At 49.7% G+C, this 17,628-nt stretch carries 17 protein-coding genes; 8 read left to right on the forward strand and 9 right to left on the reverse strand.

Annotated features, from left to right (window positions below):
* Positions 1–97 precede the first annotated feature (97 nt).
* Genes ilvD through leuD form a run of 3 tightly spaced genes read left to right on the forward strand, consistent with a single transcriptional unit; the run spans position 98 to position 3,548 of the window.
* Positions 98–1,765 (forward strand): dihydroxy-acid dehydratase, encoded by a 1,668-nt coding sequence (gene ilvD / locus Q0418_RS09650; protein ID WP_298483925.1) that lies wholly within the window; start codon positions 98–100, stop codon positions 1,763–1,765.
* Between the two features lie 24 nt (positions 1,766–1,789).
* Positions 1,790–3,052, forward strand: a complete 1,263-nt coding sequence (gene leuC / locus Q0418_RS09655; protein WP_298483926.1) for a 3-isopropylmalate dehydratase large subunit — start codon at positions 1,790–1,792, stop codon at positions 3,050–3,052.
* Position 3,053: 1 nt separating this feature from the next.
* Entirely contained in the window at positions 3,054–3,548 is a 495-nt protein-coding gene (gene leuD / locus Q0418_RS09660) for a 3-isopropylmalate dehydratase small subunit (protein ID WP_298483927.1), read from the forward strand.
* 109 nt (positions 3,549–3,657) lie between these two features.
* On the opposite strand, the gene Q0418_RS09665 is transcribed toward leuD, so the two are convergent.
* Together Q0418_RS09665 and Q0418_RS09670 are read right to left on the reverse strand one after the other, a co-directional pair.
* Positions 3,658–4,014 (reverse strand): TIGR04076 family protein, encoded by a 357-nt coding sequence (locus Q0418_RS09665; RefSeq protein WP_298483928.1) that lies wholly within the window; start codon positions 4,012–4,014, stop codon positions 3,658–3,660.
* Between the two features lie 173 nt (positions 4,015–4,187).
* Positions 4,188–4,424 carry a hypothetical protein gene (locus Q0418_RS09670; protein ID WP_298483929.1) on the reverse strand — a complete coding sequence of 79 codons (237 nt, stop codon included), beginning with the start codon at positions 4,422–4,424 and terminating at the stop codon, positions 4,188–4,190.
* 228 nt (positions 4,425–4,652) lie between these two features.
* Here Q0418_RS09670 and leuB point away from each other — a divergent pair, with 228 nt between their 5' ends.
* The 4 genes from leuB to Q0418_RS09690 all read left to right on the forward strand — a co-directional run bounded on the left by leuB (position 4,653) and on the right by Q0418_RS09690 (position 8,682).
* On the forward strand, positions 4,653–5,735 hold the full coding sequence (leuB, locus tag Q0418_RS09675; RefSeq protein ID WP_298483930.1) for a 3-isopropylmalate dehydrogenase: 1,083 nt from the start codon (positions 4,653–4,655) through the stop codon (positions 5,733–5,735).
* A 47-nt stretch (positions 5,736–5,782) separates the two neighbouring features.
* A complete protein-coding gene (locus tag Q0418_RS09680) occupies positions 5,783–6,970 on the forward strand; it encodes an ATP-binding protein (protein WP_298483931.1) in 1,188 nt (395 codons plus the stop codon).
* A gap of 28 nt (positions 6,971–6,998) precedes the next feature.
* Positions 6,999–8,195 carry a threonine ammonia-lyase gene (gene ilvA / locus Q0418_RS09685; RefSeq protein ID WP_298483932.1) on the forward strand — a complete coding sequence of 399 codons (1,197 nt, stop codon included), beginning with the start codon at positions 6,999–7,001 and terminating at the stop codon, positions 8,193–8,195.
* A 109-nt stretch (positions 8,196–8,304) separates the two neighbouring features.
* The gene (locus Q0418_RS09690; protein WP_298483933.1) at positions 8,305–8,682 is read left to right on the forward strand and encodes a RidA family protein; all 378 of its coding nucleotides are present in this window, start codon (positions 8,305–8,307) and stop codon (positions 8,680–8,682) included.
* Between the two features lie 166 nt (positions 8,683–8,848).
* On the opposite strand, the gene Q0418_RS09695 is transcribed toward Q0418_RS09690, so the two are convergent.
* Together Q0418_RS09695 and Q0418_RS09700 are read right to left on the reverse strand one after the other, a co-directional pair.
* Entirely contained in the window at positions 8,849–10,453 is a 1,605-nt protein-coding gene (locus Q0418_RS09695) for a hypothetical protein (protein WP_298483934.1), read from the reverse strand.
* A 39-nt stretch (positions 10,454–10,492) separates the two neighbouring features.
* Complete coding sequence (locus Q0418_RS09700) at positions 10,493–11,845, reverse strand: MATE family efflux transporter (protein ID WP_298483935.1); 1,353 nt, start codon at positions 11,843–11,845, stop codon at positions 10,493–10,495.
* A gap of 348 nt (positions 11,846–12,193) precedes the next feature.
* Here Q0418_RS09700 and Q0418_RS09705 point away from each other — a divergent pair, with 348 nt between their 5' ends.
* Positions 12,194–12,556, forward strand: a complete 363-nt coding sequence (locus tag Q0418_RS09705; RefSeq protein ID WP_298483936.1) for a hypothetical protein — start codon at positions 12,194–12,196, stop codon at positions 12,554–12,556.
* Here Q0418_RS09705 and Q0418_RS09710 read toward each other — a convergent pair.
* From Q0418_RS09710 to Q0418_RS09730, 5 genes are all read right to left on the reverse strand, one after another.
* Positions 12,520–13,794, reverse strand: a complete 1,275-nt coding sequence (locus Q0418_RS09710) for a replication-associated recombination protein A (protein ID WP_298483960.1) — start codon at positions 13,792–13,794, stop codon at positions 12,520–12,522. The genes Q0418_RS09705 and Q0418_RS09710 overlap by 37 nt on opposite strands.
* A gap of 3 nt (positions 13,795–13,797) precedes the next feature.
* A complete protein-coding gene (gene glyA / locus Q0418_RS09715; RefSeq protein ID WP_298483937.1) occupies positions 13,798–15,054 on the reverse strand; it encodes a serine hydroxymethyltransferase in 1,257 nt (418 codons plus the stop codon).
* A 151-nt stretch (positions 15,055–15,205) separates the two neighbouring features.
* Positions 15,206–16,279 carry a radical SAM family heme chaperone HemW gene (hemW, locus tag Q0418_RS09720; protein WP_298483938.1) on the reverse strand — a complete coding sequence of 358 codons (1,074 nt, stop codon included), beginning with the start codon at positions 16,277–16,279 and terminating at the stop codon, positions 15,206–15,208.
* Positions 16,279–16,605 carry a hypothetical protein gene (locus Q0418_RS09725; RefSeq protein ID WP_298483939.1) on the reverse strand — a complete coding sequence of 109 codons (327 nt, stop codon included), beginning with the start codon at positions 16,603–16,605 and terminating at the stop codon, positions 16,279–16,281. The genes hemW and Q0418_RS09725 overlap by 1 nt, the downstream gene beginning before the upstream one ends.
* 141 nt (positions 16,606–16,746) lie before the next feature.
* Positions 16,747–17,520, reverse strand: a complete 774-nt coding sequence (locus Q0418_RS09730) for a dockerin type I repeat-containing protein (RefSeq protein WP_298483940.1) — start codon at positions 17,518–17,520, stop codon at positions 16,747–16,749.
* Positions 17,521–17,628 lie beyond the last annotated feature (108 nt).

Consider the following 17,628-nt stretch of genomic DNA (forward strand, 5'->3'; position numbering starts at 1 on the left):
CTGACGAAAAATCTGACGGCGCATCTGACGTACAATCTTTGTGCGGTATTGCCTAAAACAAAATAAATCTGAAATCCAACTATAAGAGGTAATCAAAATGGATCATAATTTTTACTGTGACGGCGTGGACAAAGCGCCGCAACGTTCCCTGTTCAACGCACTGGGAATGACCAAGGAAGAAATGGAACGTCCTCTGGTAGGCATCGTTTCTTCCTATAACGAGATCGTACCGGGTCATATGAACATTGACAAGATCGTAGATGCGGTCAAAATGGGGGTCGCTATGGCTGGCGGTACGCCGGTAGTATTCCCGGCAATCGCAGTTTGTGACGGCATTGCTATGGGTCACGTGGGCATGAAATATTCCCTGGTCACACGTGATCTCATTGCCGATTCCACAGAGTGTATGGCACTGGCACACCACTTTGACGCACTGGTCATGATCCCCAACTGCGACAAGAATGTACCGGGTCTGCTCATGGCTGCGGCAAGAGTCAATGTCCCCACTGTCTTTGTCAGCGGCGGCCCCATGCTTGCCGGTCATGTCAAGGGCAGCAAGACCAGTCTGTCCAGCATGTTTGAAGCTGTGGGCTCCTATGCTGCCGGCAAGTTCACTCTGGAAGATGTTGAGGAATTCGAAAACAAGGCTTGCCCCACCTGCGGTTCCTGCTCCGGCATGTACACTGCAAACTCCATGAACTGTCTGACAGAAGTGCTGGGCATGGGTCTCAAGGGCAATGGCACCATTCCGGCAGTTTATTCCGAGAGAATCAAGCTGGCAAAGCAGGCTGGTATGGCTGTTATGGAACTGTACCGCAAAAATATCCGCCCCAGAGATATCCTGACAGCTGAGGCATTTGAGAATGCTCTGACCGCAGATATGGCACTGGGCTGTTCTACCAACAGCATGCTGCACATTCCGGCAATTGCCAACGAATGCGGCATCAAGATCGATCTGGACATGGTCAATGAGATCAGCGCAAGAACTCCGAATATCTGCCATCTGGCTCCAGCAGGTCATGCTTATATGGAAGACCTCAACGAAGCCGGCGGCGTATATGCCGTTCTGAATGAACTGACCAAGAAAAACCTGATCCACACAGATGTGATGACGGTTACCGGCAAAACGCTGGGCGAGAATATCCAGGGATGTCTCAACAAAAACCATGATATCATCCGTCCCATTGACCAGCCGTACAGCGAAACCGGCGGCATTGCTGTCCTCAAGGGCAATCTTGCTCCAAACAGATGCGTGGTCAAGAGAAGTGCCGTTGCACCGGAAATGCTGGTACACAGCGGCCCTGCAAAGGTATTCAACAGCGAGGAAGAGGCTATTGTCGCGATCAAGGGCGGCAAGATCGTCAAGGGCGATGTGGTTGTCATCCGCTATGAAGGTCCTGCCGGCGGCCCGGGTATGCGTGAAATGCTCTCCCCCACCTCGGCAATTGCCGGCATGGGTCTGGACAAGGATGTGGCACTGATCACAGACGGCCGCTTCTCCGGTGCAACACGTGGTGCAGCGATCGGTCACGTTTCCCCGGAAGCTGTCAACGGCGGTACCATTGCCTATGTCCAGGACGGCGATATTATCTCCATTGACATCCCGAATTACAGCATTACACTGGAAGTTTCCGATGCGGAACTGGCAGAGCGCAAAAAGACTACTAAGATCCAGACCAAGGAGAATCTCACTGGTTATCTGAAGCGGTATTCCAAGATGGTTTCGTCTGCGGATAAGGGTGCGATTATCAATCAGATGGATTAAGATGAATAAGGAGGAATTTTACCCATGGGTATGACAATGACACAGAAGATCCTTGCGGCACATGCCGGACTGGATTGCGTCGAAGCCGGTCAATTGATCCTGGTGAATTTAGACCGGGTTCTGGGCAACGATATCACTTCCCCAGTAGCCATCCGGGAATTCAACAAGCTGGGCACTGACAAAGTGTTCGACAAGGAAAAGGTGACCATGGTTATGGATCACTTTGCCCCCAACAAAGACATCAAAGCTGCGACACAGTGCAAAATGTGCCGTGATTTCTGCGGCGAACAGGAAATCACTCACTTCTACGATGTAGGACAGATGGGCATCGAGCATGCCCTGCTTCCGGAAAAAGGATTGGTTGTCTCCGGTGATGTAGTGATCGGCGCTGACTCCCACACCTGTACATACGGCGCACTGGGCGCATTCTCTACCGGTGTCGGCTCCACCGATATGGCATGCGGCATGGCAATCGGCAAGGCATGGTTCAAGGTGCCGTCAGCAATCAAATTTGTTCTGAAAGGCGAGCTGAATCCGTACATCTCCGGCAAGGATGTCATCCTCCACATTATCGGCAAAATCGGCGTAGACGGTGCACTCTATCGTTCTATGGAATTCACAGGTCCGGGCGTGGCTTCGCTAACCATGAGCGACCGTCTCACAATGACCAACATGGCAATTGAAGCCGGTGCAAAGAATGGTATCTTTGAAGTAGACGAGCAGACACTTGCTTTCGTGGCAGAGCACAGCGACCGCAAGCCTGTTATCTACAAAGCAGACGAGGACGCAGTCTATGACGAGGTCATCGAAATCGACCTGTCTGAGATCAAGTCCACCGTTGCATTCCCCCATCTGCCAGGCAACACACGTACCATTGATGAAGTGGGCGATGTGAAGATCGACCAGGTAGTCATCGGCTCCTGCACCAACGGTTTCTACAAGGATATCGAGGAAGCTGCTTCTATCATCCGGGGCAAGAAGGTGGCAAAAAATGTCCGTGCCATTATCATTCCGGCAACACAGGCAATCTACCTCAAGGCAATGGAAAATGGTCTGCTGAAAGATTTCATTGAGGCAGGCTGCGTCGTCTCCACACCTACCTGCGGTCCGTGCCTGGGCGGTCATATGGGCATTCTGGCTGCCGGAGAGCGTGCTGTTTCCACCACAAACCGGAACTTTGTGGGACGTATGGGACATCCGGAATCGGAAGTATATCTGGCTAGTCCTGCGGTAGCTGCAGCAAGTGCCATTGCCGGCAAGATCGTTTCCCCGAAGGAGGTACTGTAACATGCAATTGAACGGAACTGTTATCAAATACGGCGACAACGTGGACACGGATGTTATTATCCCGGCACGTTATCTGAACACCATCGACAAGAAAGAGCTTGCCTCCCACTGCATGGAGGATCTGGATACCACATTCACCAGCCGTGTGAAGCCCGGCGATATCATGGTGGGCGGCGAGAATTTCGGCTGCGGTTCCTCCCGGGAACATGCACCCATTGCCATTAAGGAAAGCGGCATTGCACTGGTTATCGCCAAAAGCTTTGCAAGAATTTTCTACCGCAACTCCATCAATATCGGGCTTGCCATTGTGGAGTGCCCGGAGGCTGTGGATGCCATCAACGAGGGCGACACTGTGGAAGCTGATCTGGACAACGGCGTGATCCGTGACGTGACAAACGGAAAGGAATTCCACGTGGCACCCTTCCCGGCGTTTATTCAGACGATTATTGCAAATGGTGGACTGATTGAGTCTATCAAGAGTGGTGCGGTGAAGTAAAACAATAAAAGGAAAGCTGCTATTGGTATAAATTTAAAAAAAAGGAGCTGCTGCACCAACACTATCACGGTGCAGCAGCTCTTTTGCTGTTATATTGCAAATTCAGAATTTATTCCGGTTCTTTCCAATAGCCGCCCTTGTGGAAATTTTCGTTTCCAAGAGGCGTTGCGGTCAGACGAAACATGACACAGCCATCAGGACATACAATATTCTTGCTGTATTTTCCATCACCGCCGAGGTTTTCCAGATCGCCGCCGCTTCTGATCGCTTCCATAAGAGGATACAATAGCATCATTGTTTTACTGCAAATACCATATCCACTATCGTTTACAGGACAGCCATAAGTACAGTGGTACTTGTCCCCGATTTCTTCACCATTACGGCAGTAGCGCTCTGTATGGTCACCACGCAGAAAACCTACCACCTCAATTTCAAATTCATATTCTTCATCATACCATTTTTTCATGGATATCCTCCTCATCCATTGTTATTTGCAATTGAATTCAAAGATGTGATCGTCGATACTTTTGGGTAAACCTCCGTAATTGGTCATTCCATTCGTTTCACGAAAAGCGCTCTTAATTGCGACTTCAATCATTGAACATTTCTTCGTCAAAATTTCAGGCAGTTCAACATGGACTACTGGAGCATTTCCGTATAGAATATCAGGTTCAGGGATATAAAACTCAAATAAATGACCTTTGAAACACATATGAAAAAAACAGGAGTTTCTATTCCGTGCTTGCCGATACAAACTATAAAAATGTCATTATTTCGATCAACACACCATTTTGATAAACCCTCAAAATAGGAATGTCCAGCAATCTTTTTATATAATTCTTTATCTTTTGGGGTAACTTCTTCAACAATAAACATAACGCTTTCACCTATTTATTCCGATTTGTATCATGCTAATTATACCATACCACCCGAAATCTGTCAATTTCTCAGCAAATACCCCAACAACGAAAATCGGAGAATATTTTGTTTACCAGATTTTTTATCAAAAACCTTGTAATTCCCTTTGATTTGATGTATAATAAAGAAGTATTTGCGGAACAAACGCTTTTTCTCCGCTAATCTGAACACAAAGGAGCAATTCTCATGAATTTTAACATTGCATTACTCCGCGGCGATGGCATCGGCCCGGAGATCGTAGACAGCGCAGTTGCTGTTCTCCAGAAGATCGGCGAAAAGTTCGGCCATACCTTCCACTGCACACCCTATCTCATCGGCGGCTGTGCCATTGATGCCACAGGTGTTCCCCTGCCCCAGGAAACCATTGACGGCTGTCTCGCAAGCGACAGCGTTCTGCTGGGCGCTGTGGGCGGTGCTGTTGGTCACAACAAGTGGGATTCCATGCCGCCCCACCTGCGTCCGGAAAAGGCGCTGCTGGGCATCCGGGAAGCATTGGGACTGTTTACCAACCTGCGCCCGGCAAAGCTGTATCCGGCTCTGAAAGGCGACTGCCCGCTTCGGGAAGATATCGTGGCAAAGGGCTTCGATATCATGATGGTGCGTGAACTGACCGGCGGTATTTATTTCGGCGAACGCGGCAGACGGGAAGGCAAGTACGGCGAAGAAGCCTATGACACCGAGTGCTACAGCAGAATGGAGATCGAGCGCATTGCACGTGTTGCCTTTGAGACGGCACAAAAGCGCAATCAGAATGTGATCAGCATCGACAAGGCAAATGTGCTGGAAAGCTCCCGCCTGTGGCGTGAAGTGGTTCACGAGGTTGCAAAGGAGTATCCCGATGTTACCCTGACGGATATGCTAGTGGACAATGCGGCAATGCAGCTGGTAAAGAATCCGAGACAGTTCGACGTAGTAGTTACTTCTAACATGTTCGGCGACATCCTGTCCGACGAGGCATCGCAGATCACCGGCTCTATCGGTATGTTGCCGTCTGCTTCCCTGGGTTCCACCAAGCGTGGTATGTATGAGCCGATCCACGGCTCTGCACCGGATATTGCCGGACAGAACAAGGCGAACCCCATTGCAACCATTCTCTCTGCGGCTATGATGCTGCGGTATTCCTTCGACCTCATGGACGAAGCACAGGCAATTGAAGACGCTGTAGACGCTTATCTGAACGCTGGCTACCGTACTGCTGATCTGGCTGGCGAGGGTGTCACACCCCTATCCTGCACAGAATGTACTGAAAAGATCATCGAACTGTTGTAATAAAACGCCATACAGCCAATTTATAAATTACGAAAGAGATGACCCTTATGACTCCAAGAGAAGAAATCGGATATGGACTAGACGCCCTTGTGATCTTTCGCAGTCTTCAGCACGATCCGGTGATTCGTGCACTGATGCAGTTCTGTCACACAGATTCCGGCAATACACCGGCGCAGATCCGATTTTACAGCGCCATGACTGCGGCACTGTACGAACAGCAGGACGACCTGACAAGCTATCTGGAACAGATCGTCCTGGAGCATGAAAATGTCTATGTACAGCGTGCCGGTGCCGGCGAACCTATTTCCCCCAATATGGAGGCTTGTCTCCACACGGAACTGAAACTGCTGGGCAGAATTGCCATGCTCTCCCCAGCACAGATGCAGGCGGAAATGCAGACCAACATTCCCCTGCCCAGCTGGCAGACGCACAAGACGGATCTGGATGCCATGTACTCCAAGCGTGTGGCGAATATCGAACGCCATGGCTATGGCATTTATGCACGTCATCATATGTTTACCGTGGGTGTAGGCGGCGATCTGATTCCGGTACAGTATCCCGATCCCATCTCCCTGGATAACATGGTGGGCTACGAACGGGAGCGCAGCATCGTGGTGGAAAATACAAAGGCGCTGCTGGATGGAAAATATGCCTCCAACGTACTCCTCTCCGGAGATGCCGGAACGGGAAAATCTGCCACAGTCAAGGCAATTGCCAATGCATTCAAGAATGATGGCCTGCGGCTGATTGAACTGAACAAGGATCAGCTGTGCTACATTCCCCAGATCATGGATCATCTGTGCAAAAATCCGCTGAAATTCATCCTGTTCATTGACGACTTGACATTCTCAGAGGACGACCCGAACTTCGGCACGCTGAAAGCTACGCTGGAGGGCAGCATTGCTGCACGGATGAAAAACACGGTCATCTATGCCACCAGCAACCGCCGCCATCTGGTAAAGGAAACCTTCGACGACGGCAGCGACAAACATTCCAATGATACTGTTCAGGAACGCATTTCCCTGTCGGAACGGTTCGGCATTACCATTACCTACAGCCGTCCCCAGAAAGATCTGTACCTGGAAATCGTCCACGCACTGGCACAGCAGGCAGGTCTCCATATGAGCCAGCAGGAACTGGATGCCCGGGCAGAACAGTTTGTACTACAAAAAAGCGGCAGAAGTGCCCGTGCGGCAAGACAGCTGGTAGACCAGCTGCTGACACAGTACAAATGATATTGTAAAACGAAAGGAAGTCTTATCCATGTTGACTCTGGATAAAATCTATCAGGCAAGCCATGTGCTGCGCAGTGTTATCCGCAAAACGGATCTGATCCAAGCGCCGAAGCTCTGCCCGGACAGTGAGCTTTATCTGAAAACTGAAAATTTACAGGTCACCGGTTCCTTTAAGGTACGCGGTGCTTATTACATGATGTCCCAGCTGACGCCGGAGGAAAAGGAACGTGGCGTTATTGCTTGTTCCGCCGGTAACCACGCCCAGGGTGTGGCACTGGCTGCTGCCAAGAACAATATGAAAGCACTCATCTGTCTGCCGGACGGTGCACCTATTTCCAAGGTAGAGGCTACGAAAAGCTACGGCGCAGAGGTTTGCATGGTCAAGGGCGTTTACGACGACGCCTTCAACAAGGCAGTGGAACTGCAAAAGGAGCACAACTATACCTTTGTGCACCCCTTTGACAACGAAAATGTCATTGCCGGTCAGGGCACCATTGGACTGGAGATCCTCGACCAGATGCCGGATATTGACGCAGTTATCGTACCCATCGGCGGCGGCGGTCTGATCTCTGGCGTGGCATTTGCCATCAAGAATCTGAACCCCAATATCAAGGTATACGGTGTACAGGCAAGCGGTGCGCCCAGCATGTACAAGTCTATCCACGACGACAAGATCACCTGTCTGGACTCCGTTTCCACCATTGCAGACGGCATTGCCGTAAAGGAACCGGGACCTCATACCTTCGAGTATGTTAAGCAGTATGTGGACGAGATTGTCACAGTCACAGACGATGAGATTTCCGCTGCCATCCTGGCACTTATCGAAAAGCAGAAGCTCATTGCTGAGGGTGCCGGTGCGGCATCCGTAGCGGCGGCAATGTTCCACAAAGTACCGGTGGAAGGCAAAAAAGTGGTCTGCTTGGTCTCCGGTGGTAACATTGACGTGACCATTCTTTCCCGTGTCATTAAGCGCGGTCTGCTCATGTCCGGCAGAACTTGTATGCTGAACATTGAACTTCTGGACAAGCCGGGACAGCTCCGGGATGTTTCCCGGATCATCGCAGATATGGGCGGTAATGTTATCTCCATCCACCACGAACGTGCCAACGAGGGCAGCGATGTCAACGGCTGTTTCCTGCGTATTACCATGGAGACGAGAGATTATGCCCATATTCAGGAGATCCGCAGCGCACTGATGAAAGAGGGATTTCATCTCGTAGACTAATCCTTAAAACATTAGCAGAATCCCTCCACCATTGCTGTGCTATGGTTCCCCTCCCCTTTCAGGGGAGGCTTCTACCAATACTTTTATTCCACGAAAGGAAGTCTTTACTATGGAAACCATTTACACCAAAAATGCACCGGATGCCATCGGTCCCTATTCTCAGGCTGTTAAGATCGGCAACATGCTCTACACCTCTGGTCAGATTGCCATTAACCCGGCAACTGGTACCGTAGAAGCCACTGACATCGTCGGTCAGTCCAAGCAGGTCATGGAAAATCTGAAAGCTGTTCTGAAAGCTGCCGGAACAAGCTTTGACAAGGTCGTTAAGACTACCTGTTTTCTCAAGAATGTAGCACGGGATTTCGGTGCATTCAACGAAGTCTATGCAGAAGCTCTGGGTGATGCAAAGCCCGCAAGAAGCTGCGTTGGTGTGGCCGATCTGCCCAAGGGCGTTCTGGTTGAAGTTGAGGTTATTGCTGCACTGTAATTGCAAGTAAACCATTTGCTATATCATACAAATCCTCCCGGCTGCTGTTCGTACAGTTCCGGGAGGATTTTTTATGAGGTCTGAACTGCTGTTAAAAAAACGCAAGATAAAAACGCAGACATTACACAAAAAATGCCTGCGTTTTTCTTTTATTTGATTCTGAAACTTACTTTATGAATTTATCCCATGCAATGCTGCCGCCGACAGATTCAGTTGCATAATACATCAGAATGTGATATGCATCATCGCCGTTTACCGTACAGGAATCCGTTGCCCCTATCTTAGAGCACGTATCAATATCCGCCAGGAAGAAGGTCAGATCTTCCATATGAGGATCTGTGGATGTACCGTTGTACAGCTTTGCGCCTGCACCAACTGAACACTTTGCATAGTAGAGCAGCGCCTCATAGGCATCAGATGCATCTACATTGCCGTCATAGTTGAGATCGCCTTTTTTACCTATCATAATATTCTGAGTGACAGAGTTTCCGGTATCTTTCCATGTCAGCACTTTTCCGTTGAAGTAAAGTGGCGCATTGGGAGAGGAATAATATCCGTTCTGTGCCTGACTGTCAAAAAGCTGTTTCGGTGTTACACCGTAGCAGTCCACCAAACGAGTGATGTCCACATTCGCTTCCGTCTTCTGCGCACCAGTGGTCTCATCGATTTCCGAATAGGTCACATCAGCGAGGATAGAATCCGAAAAGTCCGTAGCCCGAATGTCATGTACATCATAGGAAGTGTAAAATACCGCTTCATCTTGTTCTGCACTAGTAACACTTGCACTTTCCACACCAACGGCAATGGAAGTCCCCAGCTTTTCCAAAGGATAATTCTTCTGTGTGGCACTGGTCAGCTGACAGGGCACGCCAGTTGTCGGATCTACCACATCATTAAAGTCGATGTTATAAATGCCGCAGGGTGTGCCTTGTTCAATGACAATGTCCACCTGGAACAGCGGGAATTCATCAGACGTATCGCCGAAGAAAGATGCACCGCTGGAAAGCTGTGAAGTACCAGCAAGCCACAATACACTATTGCAGGAATCAGGGATCAAGGACCCTTCCGGCAGTGTGGCATCATAGCGAGGAATCGTCGCCGACATTTGTAAGGTCAAAAAGCTTTTCTGATCAATGTACTCAAAGGAATATGTGCCGCTTCCGTCTGCATTCTGCGTAACCGGACACACAAAAGTATTGCTGACCTTTCCCTTTTCTTCGTCTCGCTCCAGAATACCATCGCCGTCTTTGTCAATTCCCTCATAATAGGAAGCACTGAATTTTACGCTGCCGTCACCGGTACTGTACAATGTGGAGCCAAAAATGGGATCACACGCAAATTCCCGGGTGGTAAAAGTCGGACTTCCGCTGGAATAACGGTTGTTCTTTCCCTGAAGCGAACCGAAACAGTACGGAACCAGATCAGTGGTAAAGCTCCCCTGGCTGCTCTCATAGGTCTTTTCTTCGTCCAGACGGCTGCCGTTATCACCGGTCACCATGTTCTGAAAATAAACATGCCTGCTGTCGCTGTCAAATTTCACAGTTGCTGCGCCAAAAGTATTGGCAGTGCTGCCAGTGATATAGACAGAAGCGGTAATGACAACATCGCCGTTTGCTACTTCTTCTGCGGAAACAAAATTTCGTTCTGGCACAAACCGCAGGGTATACGGCAGTGTATCCATTGTACCGGCAGCAGAAGCGGTCAGAGACTGGGGCAAAAACATGGCTGCGGTAAGGGCAAATGCACTTACCATGGAAATCAATTTCTTCATAACTGTTGTCCTTTCTTAAAGGGAAGGGTTGCTGATCGGTTAAACCGGATGTACCGGAACAAGCCGACGTTTTAATTTACGCATATCCAGGAAGTATACAGAGATCAGCAGCGCATCTGCGAAAAGCCACGCCACCGGACTTGCCATTGCCGCTGCCGTATAGCCAAAGACCGGCACAAACAAAAAGCACACCAGTGTGCGTGCAGCCAATTCGCTGACGCCTGCCATCATTGGCATCAGGCTGTATCCCATACCCTGGAGAGAATTCCGCAGGATGAAGAGCAGCCCCAGCACCGGGAAGAACATGGCATTCAGGCGCATATACCGCACCGCCAACCCGATGACTTCTGTTTCTGACGGATCGAGAAACAGATATGCCGTATACTTTCCAAGAAAACAAAGAAACAAAATAGAGAAAACACAGTACACCATAGAAACACGCAAACTGATACGGATGCCGTCGCGGATACGATAGAACTGACCGGCGCCGAGATTCTGACCGCAATAGGTTGCCATGGTGATACCCAGGGACTCCAGAGGTCCCATCACAATGGAGGCAATCTTCTGCGCAGCAGTCACGCTGGTTACTGCAACAGAGCCCAGTGTATTCACGGAAGTTTGCAGAATAATAGAGCCAATGGCGGTAATGGAAAACTGCAGCGCCATGGGCAGACCGATGGAAAGCAGCCGCCCACACCGCTTCAGTTCCAGTTTCATTTCACCGGGCTGAAAGCGCATGACCTCAAATTTCCGATACAGATAAAACAGGCAGAGAATGCCAGAGATCCCCTGGGAGATGACAGTTGCATAGCCTGCGCCGGCAACGCCGGTTTTCAGGACGATGAGAAAAATCAGATCCAGAATAATATTCAGAATAGACGCCACTGCCAGAAACAGAATGGGAGACTTGCTGTCGCCCACTGCGCGCAGCATTGCCGCCAGCAGATTGTAAATAACAGAGGTGATAATACCCCCGAAGATCACAATAATATAGTCATAGGCGTACTGGTAGATATCAGACGGCGTTTTCATCCAGTGCAGAATAGCACCTGTGGCAAACATAGTCACAATGGTAAGCAGCACTGCAATGATTCCGCTGAGATAATATGCGTTTGCAATATATTTGCGCATACTTCTATGGTCACCGGCACCGAATGCCTGCGCCACTGGAATGGAGAGTCCGGTACAGATGCCCATGGCGAATCCAATCACCAGAAAGCTGATGGCACCAGTTGCGCCGACACCTGCCAGGGCATTGGAGCCAAGATAACGTCCGACAATTACCGTATCTACCATGCTGTACAGCTGCTGCAAAATATTGCCAAACACCATGGGACCACAGAAGCGGAGGATCAGACCAAGGGGTCTGCCCACTGTCATATCTTTCGTCATAGAGAAACTCCTTTCGAAGCGTATCCGTCGGAGCTTCTCTGTCCGTCTGCGGCGTACGTTTCACTGAAATTCATGTTTCTCTATTATAACAACATCCCAAGGTTTCGTCTAGTCGCATTTCCGCCAAAGATTTCTGTATGAAACCATCACGGAATCGGCAAAATCACAAGAGCCTTGTCGTTTTTTAACGTATTAAGGCACATTTATGAAGCAGATTCCTTTCTTCGTGGAAAAGCATGGAATCCAGACAAAATACGTGGTTTTTCAGTCTTTTCATTTTGCTGAAAATATGCTATGCTTATCTTATCTCATCGAAACATATAGAATCATTTATAGAAAGGGGTTTCAATGATGATGAAGACAAAACGACAGCAAGCTCGCCGCCCAGAAAATGCCATTGTGTACATGGAGGTCTATGGCAGCAACCGTGTGATCTATCGTGTCACTGCCGGAAGTGTTGTACAGGGAAAGACAGAAACACCAACATATGGTGTTATGCTGGAGGACATGCGCAGCGGCGAAATACAAGACATCGCGGACTTTTCCGAAAACCTGGAGCAGACCATTGTCTTTGCAAATGATCTGGTAGGGAGAGAGACACGTCCTACCGGGCTATACGATGTGGCACTGGAATATCTGTGTGCCAACCTGATGCGGCAGGCAGCGCCATCCTGTCAAGTCTCGTCCTCCCGCAGGATCTTTTCCCGATAAGCCGCCGCAGCCTGTTCCTGCCGGTTGTCGCCAAATTTGTAATACACCTTATCTTTCAGGATATCAGGCAGATACTGTTGCTTGACATAGTGGTTGGGATAATCATGGGGATAGCGATAGTGCTGTCCGCGTACAGACGCTTCAGCACCATCGAAGTGTTTATTTTGCAAATGCCTTGGAAAATCTGGTGCGCCGTATTCTTCCACGTCCGCCATAGCCTGATTGATGGCTTCGTAGGCACTATTGGACTTTGGCGACGTGGCAAGGAGCACAACGGCTTCCCCGATGGGAATACGTGCTTCGGGCAACCCCAACTGCAAAGCGCTGTCCACACAGGCTTTTGTAATCACAATCGCCTGAGGATAGGCAAGTCCCACATCCTCTGCGGCAATGACAAGGAGCCGCCGGCAGACCGACAGTAGGTCATCGGCTTTCAGAAGCCGTGCCGCATAGTGCAGTGCAGCATTTTCATCAGAACCGCGAATGGATTTTTGCAGTGCAGACAGCAGGTCATAGTGCTGGTCATTGTCCCTGTCATAGCGCATATTGCTGCGCTGGGTCAGTTCCTTTGCCAGTTCTTCGGAAACCACGATTCCGCTGTCCGTATGTTCTCCGGAAAGCACAATGAGTTCCACAGTGTTCATGGCTTTGCGCACATCACCGCCGCAGCCTCGTGCAATCCAGCCGCAGACACCCTCTGCCAGGTGAATTTCTTCCCCCAGCTGCTCTTCCATACAGTGAAAGCCTCTCGCCACGGCACGTTCCAGTTCTTCCGGCGGCACCGACTTGAACTCAAACACCGTCGAACGGCTGATGAGGGCATTATATACGGCAAAATAGGGATTTTCTGTGGTAGATGCAATAAGGGTGATCTGCCCGTTTTCCATATATTCCAGCAGAAGCTGCTGCTGCTTTTTGTTGAAATACTGAATTTCATCCAGATAGAGCAGTATGCCATTCATGCCGGAAAAAGTCCCCACTTCTGCCACGACATCACGAATATCTGCCGTAGAAGCAGACGTACCGTTGAGCTTATGGAGCGTCATAGAAGTACTGTCCGCAATGATCCGGGCAACGGTGGTTTTCCCTACGCCGGATGGTCCGTAAAAGATCATATTGGGCACTTTTCCGCTTTCAATGATCCGCCGCAGGGGTTTTCCCGGTGCCAGCAACTGGCGTTGTCCCACAACGTCATCCAGCGTATGAGGACGAATGGCATCGGCAAGAGGGGTATGCATCACTTACTGATACAGCGGATATTTCTCGCACAGTGCGTTGACGCTTGCACGAATCTCGTCCGCCTTATTCTCAAAGTCAGAAGCAGCCAGATACATTGCCTCAGCGATCACTTCCATATCATCCGGCTTCAGACCACGAGTGGTAACTGCCGGTGTACCTACACGGATACCGCTGGTAACAAACGGCTTCTGGGGATCGTTAGGGATAGCGTTCTTATTGACAGTGATGAACACTTCGTCCAGACGGTGCTCGAATTCCTTACCGGTCAGATCGCCGAAGGGACGCAGATCTACCAGCATGAGGTGGTTGTCCGTACCACCGGAAACAAGACGGAATCCACGCTTTACCAGACCGTCTGCCAATGCAGCGGCATTGGCAACAACAGTTTCGCCGTAGGTTTTGAACTCCGGTTTCAGAGCCTCGCCGAAGCAGACTGCCTTTGCAGCGATTACGTGCATGAGCGGACCGCCCTGTGTGCCCGGGAACACTGCCTTGTTGATTTTCTTTGCCAGTTCTTCGTCATTGGTCAGGATCAGACCGCCTCTCGGACCACGGAGGGTCTTATGGGTGGTGGTAGTAGTAATGTCCGCATAGGGAACTGGAGAGGGATGTACACCAGCTGCAACCAGACCGGCAATGTGTGCCATATCTACCATGAGATAAGCACCTACAGACTTTGCGATCTTGGACAGACGCTCGAAATCAATGATACGGGGATATGCACTTGCGCCGGCAACGATCAGCTTCGGCTTTACTTCCTCTGCCAGTGCCTGTGCTCTGTCATAGTCGATGAATTCATCGTCACCCAGTTCATAGGGTACGAAGTTGAAATACTTACCGGAAATGTTCACAGGAGAACCGTGGGTCAGGTGACCGCCGTGTGCCAAGCTCATGCCCATAACGGTATCGCCCGGCTGGAGCAGTGCAAAGTATACCGCAGTATTTGCCTGTGCGCCGGAGTGGGGCTGTACATTGGCAAAGTTTGCACCGAACAGCTTCTTGGCACGGTCAATGGCGATTTCTTCCACCACGTCCACATACTCACAACCACCGTAATACCGCTTGTGCGGCAGACCTTCGGCGTACTTGTTGGTGAGTACCGATCCCATAGCCGCCATCACTGCCGGAGAAACCAGGTTTTCGCTGGCGATCAGCTCCAGATTGCGGCGCTGACGTCCCAGTTCTTCCTGCATCACTGCACCGATCTCCGGGTCAGCCTGTGAAACAAATCCAATGGTGTCCATCATATTCTGATACATAATCGTGAAAACTCCTTTTCAAATCAATATATACTTTCATTATACTATATTTTTCAGGGAATTACAAGCTTTTTTGAAAAAAATCTTCTGAATGTGACTTACTAAACAACAAAACGGGCGAACAAAGTTCGCCCCTACTATACAGCAGATACTACAATAGTTCCGCCAGAATCGTATTGGATACCAGAAAACCCTTTGGCGTAAAGGCAATGCATTCTCCCCTTTTCCATAAAAATCCCATCTGGCAGAATCGTTCTGCCAATGGCATCTTTTCCCCCAGCCATGCCGCCGGAACGCCCTCTGTCAGGCGCATCCCCAGCATGATCTGTTCCTCCGGGGTACAAGGCTGGGCATCCTCCAACTCTGTCTCCTGCACAGGTGCCTGCAAAAATGCCTCCACCGACGGCGGCACGGAAAATCTGGTGCCATTCCAGCAGGAATGCGCCGAAGGACCAATACCCAGATACGGTTCACAATGCCAGTATTTACAGTTATGCCGACTTTCAAAACCCGGCTTCGCAAAATTGGAGATCTCGTACTGCAAGAAGCCTGCCTGTTCCAGCAGCGCCACAGTTTGCAGATAGAGATCCGCCGCCGTGTCCTCATCGGGGCAGCTTTCCGCCACGTGCTGCAAGGCAAAGGGCGTGCCAGGTTCTATCTTTAATAAATACGCCGACACATGGACAATGGGCAATGCCGTCAGCTGCCGGATGGTCTGTTCTAGTTCTGCCGCTGTCTGTCCCGGCAGCGCCAGCATCAGGTCACAGGAAATATTCTCAAACCCAGCTGCCGCCGCTTGTGCCACCGTTTCTATGGCATTCTGTGCCGTGTGCAATCGTCCTAGGCGCTGTAACTGCCCGGCATCCAGTGATTGTACACCCAAAGAAAGCCGATTGACGCCCTGCCGCCGCAGTTGTTGCAGCTGTTCCCCTGTGACAGTGGCAGGATTTGCCTCCAGAGTCACTTCCGCATGTGCAGACAGGGAAAACTGTTCTGCTGCCGTATCCAGAATACGCCCGATTTGTTCCGGGGACAGCAGGGACGGTGTACCGCCGCCAAAATATATCGTATCTATGGCAACATCAGTCCCATAAGCACGCAGATTGCGGCAGACAGCTTCGGTATAAGCCGCCAGCAGTTCCGGTTTTGCCGGTACGGAATAGAAATTACAATAGGGACATTTCCGCAGGCAAAAGGGCACATGCACATACAATCCGGCTTGCATCAGCTCAGCACGTCATTCCGGATGGGTTTCACCAGCGGTCCAAAAAAAGCATCGAAAAGCCGTGAAATCACATAAGCTGCCGCAACTGCACCCAGCATAAAGGCATAGTCCCAGATGGAATTTCCCTTAAAGTAAACGTACAGCACAACGATCAGGGCAGCAATGTACACCACTGCAGAAAAAACCATCGAAGCAGTTCCGTTGACGCAGTGCTGACCGCAGTTCAGACAGACCTTTCCCTTGGTATGCAGCCCCCCGGCAAATGCTTTTTTCCAGGGATTGAAAGATTTTGCGCCGCAGTGCGGACAAGTATAAATGGATTTCATGGAAGATCCTCCTTTGAGCATGTTCATTTTTGTTCATTATACCGGATTCTCACGGGAATGTCAATACAGAAACGCCGGCATCCGAAGATACCGGCGTCTGTTATATCATACACAAATGTCCTGCCGTGTCATAGATATGTTTTACTCTTCTACGTACATTCCTTCTTGTTGGTCAGCTGCAGCCCAATCTGCATCCAGGTCGTAGCGACCCTCTTCAAAGAACTTACTATATCCCACCTGTGTTCTCGCATAGGAAACAAGAGATGCAAAGGCATCATCCGGGTCAATTTTGCCATCGCCATTGCTGTCAATGAGATTATAGTTCAATTCGCTGATAGAATCCGTATATACACTGAATTTGACAATATTCCAGAAATCCGGATTGTCATATTCCTCCGGCTTATCGTAATTAATCAACAAGTAGCCCTTGGAAGAATACTTCTCCAATTCTTCTTTTTGCTCCTCATAATCCCCGGTATAGAGCTTATAGCCTTTTTCCAGTTCCGGGTGCAGTCCGGGAGAATCTTCCTTAACAATTTCGACCGGCTTCCCAACCGATGCCCTTGCATAATAACAAAGTGCCACATAAGATGCATAAACATCTGTACGGCTGTCGCCAACCTTGAATATATCTGCAATCCCATAAACTTCGTTTTCATGAATCCATTCCAGATCGGTCTGGTCTACTACGCCGTCCGCATTAACATCAGCAAGCTTCGCCTGTTCCTCTGTCAGCATATCCGGATCAACGTTCAGCATCCGGGAAACCATAGCAGAATCGTGACCAGTAATGATCCCATCCATGTCCACGTCACCCAGTGCAAACTCCCCCTCAGCACTGACAGCAGACATCGGTAATGCAGCCATTGCCATGACTGCGGCGGTCAAAAATGAGAATACCTTTCTTTTCTTCATAAGAATTCCTCCTTCACTTGATTTGTCATTTCTGTAAAAAATGATTCCCATTCGATGAGATTTCCTCACCTCATCTTGCTTTTATTTTACCACTTCATAGATGAATTG

The organism is uncultured Ruminococcus sp., from assembly GCF_937915125.1.
GTDB lineage: Bacteria > Bacillota > Clostridia > Oscillospirales > Ruminococcaceae > Ruminococcus_C.

What these genes read in the sequence shown, in the direction of transcription:
- ilvD (WP_298483925.1), top strand. Translation starts at nt 98, where the DNA reads ATGGATCATAATTTTTACTGTGACGGCGTGGACAAAGCGCCGCAACGT.
- leuC (WP_298483926.1), top strand. Translation starts at nt 1,790, where the DNA reads ATGGGTATGACAATGACACAGAAGATCCTTGCGGCACATGCCGGACTG.
- leuD (WP_298483927.1), top strand. Translation starts at nt 3,054, where the DNA reads ATGCAATTGAACGGAACTGTTATCAAATACGGCGACAACGTGGACACG.
- Q0418_RS09665 (WP_298483928.1), bottom strand. Translation starts at nt 4,014, where the DNA reads ATGAAAAAATGGTATGATGAAGAATATGAATTTGAAATTGAGGTGGTA.
- Q0418_RS09670 (WP_298483929.1), bottom strand. Translation starts at nt 4,424, where the DNA reads ATGTTTATTGTTGAAGAAGTTACCCCAAAAGATAAAGAATTATATAAA.
- leuB (WP_298483930.1), top strand. Translation starts at nt 4,653, where the DNA reads ATGAATTTTAACATTGCATTACTCCGCGGCGATGGCATCGGCCCGGAG.
- Q0418_RS09680 (WP_298483931.1), top strand. Translation starts at nt 5,783, where the DNA reads ATGACTCCAAGAGAAGAAATCGGATATGGACTAGACGCCCTTGTGATC.
- ilvA (WP_298483932.1), top strand. Translation starts at nt 6,999, where the DNA reads ATGTTGACTCTGGATAAAATCTATCAGGCAAGCCATGTGCTGCGCAGT.
- Q0418_RS09690 (WP_298483933.1), top strand. Translation starts at nt 8,305, where the DNA reads ATGGAAACCATTTACACCAAAAATGCACCGGATGCCATCGGTCCCTAT.
- Q0418_RS09695 (WP_298483934.1), bottom strand. Translation starts at nt 10,453, where the DNA reads ATGAAGAAATTGATTTCCATGGTAAGTGCATTTGCCCTTACCGCAGCC.
- Q0418_RS09700 (WP_298483935.1), bottom strand. Translation starts at nt 11,845, where the DNA reads ATGACGAAAGATATGACAGTGGGCAGACCCCTTGGTCTGATCCTCCGC.
- Q0418_RS09705 (WP_298483936.1), top strand. Translation starts at nt 12,194, where the DNA reads ATGATGATGAAGACAAAACGACAGCAAGCTCGCCGCCCAGAAAATGCC.
- Q0418_RS09710 (WP_298483960.1), bottom strand. Translation starts at nt 13,794, where the DNA reads ATGCATACCCCTCTTGCCGATGCCATTCGTCCTCATACGCTGGATGAC.
- glyA (WP_298483937.1), bottom strand. Translation starts at nt 15,054, where the DNA reads ATGTATCAGAATATGATGGACACCATTGGATTTGTTTCACAGGCTGAC.
- hemW (WP_298483938.1), bottom strand. Translation starts at nt 16,279, where the DNA reads ATGCAAGCCGGATTGTATGTGCATGTGCCCTTTTGCCTGCGGAAATGT.
- Q0418_RS09725 (WP_298483939.1), bottom strand. Translation starts at nt 16,605, where the DNA reads ATGAAATCCATTTATACTTGTCCGCACTGCGGCGCAAAATCTTTCAAT.
- Q0418_RS09730 (WP_298483940.1), bottom strand. Translation starts at nt 17,520, where the DNA reads ATGAAGAAAAGAAAGGTATTCTCATTTTTGACCGCCGCAGTCATGGCA.